This is a genomic window from Lentzea aerocolonigenes, from assembly GCF_000955955.1.
In the GTDB taxonomy this organism is placed as follows: domain Bacteria; phylum Actinomycetota; class Actinomycetes; order Mycobacteriales; family Pseudonocardiaceae; genus Lentzea; species Lentzea aerocolonigenes_A.
On sequence record NZ_JYJG01000215.1, the window covers coordinates 1 to 4,340 of the forward strand.

The window sequence follows — 4,340 nt, forward strand, 5'->3', positions numbered from 1 at the left end:
CCTGTCCGAGCTGCGAGCGGGGTTCCGTCCGCTGCGTTAGCGTTTCTGCCATGTGGGACGGCGGTGACGCGTACGAGCGGTACGTCGGCCGGTGGAGCCGGCCGGTCGCGGTGGAGTTCCTGCGGTGGCTGGACGTGCCGCCGGGCCGGTCGTGGCTGGACGTGGGCTGCGGCACCGGTGCGCTGACCGAGACCGTGCTCGCTCACGCCGGGCCTTCGTCGGTTGTCGGCGTCGACCCGTCCGCGGCGTTCCTGGAGCTGGCTCGGCAACGGGTGTCCGGTGCGACGTTCGAGGTCGGGTCCGCGGTGGACTTGGGGGAGCGGCAGGCCGATGTCGTGGTGAGCGGGCTCGTGCTCACGTTCGTGCCCGATGTCGCGCGTGCGGTGGCGGAGTTCGCCCGCGTCGGCTCGTACGTGGGCTCCTACCTGTGGGACTACACGAGCGGCATGCAGATGATGCGCCTGTTCTGGGACGCCGCTCGCGATGTCGACCCCGCCGCCGCCGCGCAGGACGAAGGGCCGCGCTTCGCCGATGTGAGCGATCCTGAGGCGCTGCACGGGTTCTGGGCCGGGGCGGGTCTGTCGGACGTCGCGGTGACCGGCATCGTCGTGCCCACGGTGTTCCGCGACTTCGCGGACTTCTGGGAGCCGTTCGAGGGCGGCATCGGCCCGGCGCCCGCGTACGCCGCGACGTTGCCCGTGGAGCAGCGCGACGCGATCCGCGACCTGCTCCGCTCGCGGCTGCCCGCGGAGGGCCCGATCTCGCTGACCGCGCGGGCGTGGGCCGTCAGAGGTTCGCGCTGAGGAACCGTTCCAGGTGCGGGTTCACGTCGGCAGCGTGCGTGAGGCTCAGGAAGTGCGCGCCGCCGTCGATGGTGACCAGTTCGGCCTTGGGCAGCGCTGCGGTCAGCGCCTCGGCCTTCGCGACGGGGTAGGCGAGGTCCGCCGTGCCGTGCAGGACCAGCGCGGGCGCGGTGATCTCTCCGACGCGGTCCAGCACGCCGTCGCGGCTCACCAGGGCGTTCGCGATCAGCCGCAGCCGTTCGGGCTCGACCGCGCTCCACTTCGGCGTCCACGCCGAGGCGTCGTAGTCGCCCAGGCAGATCTTGGCGGTGGCCTCGACGACCGTCTCCGGACCCTGCGCGATCCACACCTCGGTGAGCTGGTCGTAGGCCGCGGCGATCTGCTCGTCCTCCGCCTCGCCGGACGTGCCCAGCACCGCGAGCGCCGTGACCCGTTCCGGGGCCAGCAAAGCCATCCGCAGCGCGACGAACCCGCCCTGGCTCGTGCCGACGACGGCAGCGCTGCCGATGTCCAGGTGGTCCAGCACCGCGAGCACGTCCCTGGCGACGTCCCAGTAGCCGAACGGCCCGGTCGCAGGCGTCTCACCGTGGCCGCGCTCGTCGACCGCGATCAGCCGGTAGTCGTTGTGGAAGGCCTCGACCTGCGGCGCCCACATCGAGGTGTCCATCAGGAAGCTGTGCAGCAGCACCACCGCGGGCCCGTCGCCGCCGTGGTCCACGTAGGACACCAGCTGCCCTTCGCCCGTCGTCACCGTCGCCATGCGCACCCCGCGTCTCCCGCATAGTGGATCTTCAGCACCACCTGCCCGGTTCGTTCTACCCTGCCCGAATGCGACAAGTGATCAGGGGCGCGGTGCTGCTCCTGCTGCTGTTGATCGTCATCCCGCCACCGGCCACGGCACAACAACAGCCGGTGGTGAAGGTCGGTACCGAGGGAACCTACCCGCCGTTCTCGTTCCACGACCCCCAGACCGCCGAACTGACCGGCTACGACATCGAGGTGATCAAAGCGATCGCCGCGAAGGCCGGCTGGCGGCTCGAGTTCGTCGAGACCCAGTGGGACGCGATCTTCCCCGCCCTCGACTCCGGCCGCATCGACCTGATCGCCAACCAGGTGTCGCTGAACCCCGAACGCGCGGCCAAATACGGTTTGTCCGACCCGTACACGTACTCGCGCGGCGTGATCGTCCGCCGCACCGGCGACACTCGGGTGAAGTCCCTCGCGGACCTGAGCGGCAAGACCACCGCGCAGTCCAGCACCAGCAACTGGGCCGAGGTCGCGCGCGACGCCGGTGCCCGCGTGGAGGCCGTCGAAGGCTTCGCCCAGGCCGCCGCGCTGCTGCAACAGGGCCGGGTCGACGCGATCGTCAACGACGACATCGCCGTGCTCGACTACCTCGCCACCACCGGCTCTTCGGCCGTGGAGATCGCGGGCGACGCGGGCCGGTCCGGCAGCCGGCAGGTCCTGGCACTGCGCAAGGCCGATGCCTCGCTGCTGTCGCAAGCGAACCAGGCGATCGCCGCCCTTCGCGCGGACGGCACCCTGCGCGGCATCTCGCAGAAGTACTTCAAGGCCGACGTGTCCGTCGAGGACGGTGGCTCGGCGGATCTGTCGCAGGGCCGTGGTCCGCGCAGCACCTGGGACGTTCTGCGTTCTACCGCCTGGCCGATGTTCGTCGGCCTGGTGAAGGTGACGATCCCGCTGACGGCACTGTCGTTCGCGATCGGCCTGGCTTTGGCGCTTCTCGTTGCGCTGGCCCGAATCTCGTCCTACCGGGCCTTGGCGGGCGTGGCGCGGGCGTTCATCTCGATCATCCGCGGCACCCCACTGCTGCTGCAGCTGTTCATCGTCTTCTACGGCCTGCCCCAGATAGGCCTCAAATTCCCGCCCTTCACCGCCGCGGTCGTGGCTTTCTCGTTGAACGTCGCGGGTTACGCCGCCGAGGTCGTGCGCTCGGCGATCTTGTCCGTGCCGCGCGGCCAGTTCGAAGCGGCGTCGACCATCGGCCTGAACTACTCGCAGACCCTGCGCCGCATCGTGTTGCCCCAAGCGGCCCGCACCGCCGTGCCCCCGCTGTCCAACACACTGCTGTCGTTGCTGAAGGACACCTCACTCGGCTCGGTGGTGTTGCTGACCGAACTCTTCCGCGAGTCCCAGCTGGCCGCCGCCGAGAGCAACGAGTTCCTCGCCCTGTACTCGTTCGCGGGGCTCTACTACTGGCTGATCTGCGTCGCGCTCTCCGCGGGCCAGAAACGACTGGAGACCAGGCTGAACAGGTACGTGATCGTATGACCGACATCCGCGTCGAGGTCACGGACCTCCACAAGTCCTTCGGCTCCCTGGACGTCCTGCGCGGCATCGACTTCTCTGTTTTGAGGGGAACTTCCACCGCTCTGCTCGGCCCGTCGGGCTCCGGCAAGACCACTCTGCTGCGCTCGCTGAACGTCCTCGACACCCCTGACCGCGGCGTCGTGCGCATCGACGACGTTTCCGTGGACTTCTCGGCGCTACCTGCAGGTAAGGCAGGTCGTGTGGCGAGTCAGCGGCTGCGCGGGCAGAGCGGCATGGTCTTCCAGTCGCACAACCTGTTCCCGCACCGCACGGTCCTGCAGAACCTGACCGAGGGCCCGGTGGTGGCTCAAGGCCGTCCTGTCGAGGAGGTGGAGGCCGAAGCACGCGTCCTGCTGGACCAGGTGGGTCTCGCGGACCGGGCCTCGTCGTACCCGCACCAACTCTCCGGCGGCCAGCAACAGCGCGTCGGCATCGCGCGCGCTTTGGCTCTGAAGCCACGCGTGGTGCTGTTCGACGAGCCGACCTCCGCCCTCGACCCGGAGCTGGTGGGGGAGGTGCTGGCGGTGATCAAGGACCTGGCCTCGCAGGGGTGGACCACGGTGATCGTGACCCACGAGATCCAGTTCGCCTCGCACGTGGCCGACCAGGTGCTGTTCCTCGACGGTGGCGTGATCGTGGAGAGCGGCCCGCCGGCGCAGGTGATCGGCGACCCGCGGGAGGAACGCACGCAACGGTTCCTGAGCCGCATCCTGGACCACGGCTGAACCCTCGCGTGATCGAGGCGTTCTAAGTCGTAATCGCCGCGCCCAAAGCCAATTCTTGAGGACAGGCTCGCCTAATTCCCGTTCGAATTGCGGCCCTTCTGTCGTGGTGGCATCGTCCGAATCACCGAACCTTTCCCACCACGGCAGGAGCGGACATGACCACCCTCGAGAACCCGGCGATGCCGGCCGTCCACGATTGCACCGTGAGCGACTGCTCCTACAACCACGACGGCTGCCACGCGTTCGCGATCACCGTGCGCGGCGACAACGGTGCGGCCGACTGCGGCACGTTCATCCCGCTGGGCACCAAGGGCGGTCTGGACAAGGTCGTCGCACAGGTGGGCGCCTGTTCCCGCACGGACTGCATGCACAACTCCTCGCTGGAGTGCACGGCGCAGAGCGTGCGCATCGGCGAGGGTCAGGGCGACCACCACGCGAACTGCCTGACCTACCAGCCTCGCTAGTGGCGCGACCCGGAACG

General features: G+C 69.1%; 5 protein-coding genes. 4 read left to right on the forward strand and 1 reads right to left on the reverse strand.

All coding sequences use genetic code 11. From position 1 onward, the window contains the following. Positions 1 to 50: 50 nt before the first annotated feature. Positions 51 to 803 carry a class I SAM-dependent methyltransferase gene (locus UK23_RS26585; RefSeq protein WP_045314376.1) on the forward strand — a complete coding sequence of 251 codons (753 nt, stop codon included), beginning with the start codon at positions 51 to 53 and terminating at the stop codon, positions 801 to 803. Here the strand turns inward: UK23_RS26585 and UK23_RS26590 are convergent. Next, the gene (locus UK23_RS26590; RefSeq protein ID WP_045314377.1) at positions 787 to 1,563 is read right to left on the reverse strand and encodes an alpha/beta fold hydrolase; all 777 of its coding nucleotides are present in this window, start codon (positions 1,561 to 1,563) and stop codon (positions 787 to 789) included. The two genes, UK23_RS26585 and UK23_RS26590, sit on opposite strands and share 17 nt — an antisense overlap. Positions 1,564 to 1,631: 68 nt before the next feature. On the opposite strand from UK23_RS26590, the gene UK23_RS50585 reads away from it, so the two are divergent. The 3 genes from UK23_RS50585 to UK23_RS26605 all read left to right on the forward strand — a co-directional run bounded on the left by UK23_RS50585 (position 1,632) and on the right by UK23_RS26605 (position 4,323). After that, positions 1,632 to 3,095, forward strand: a complete 1,464-nt coding sequence (locus UK23_RS50585; RefSeq protein WP_082114998.1) for an ABC transporter substrate-binding protein/permease — start codon at positions 1,632 to 1,634, stop codon at positions 3,093 to 3,095. Beyond that, complete coding sequence (locus UK23_RS26600) at positions 3,092 to 3,859, forward strand: amino acid ABC transporter ATP-binding protein (RefSeq protein WP_045314378.1); 768 nt, start codon at positions 3,092 to 3,094, stop codon at positions 3,857 to 3,859. Before UK23_RS50585 ends, UK23_RS26600 begins: the two co-directional genes overlap by 4 nt. A 155-nt stretch (positions 3,860 to 4,014) precedes the next feature. Continuing rightward, entirely contained in the window at positions 4,015 to 4,323 is a 309-nt protein-coding gene (locus UK23_RS26605; RefSeq protein ID WP_045314379.1) for a DUF1540 domain-containing protein, read from the forward strand. Positions 4,324 to 4,340 lie beyond the last annotated feature (17 nt).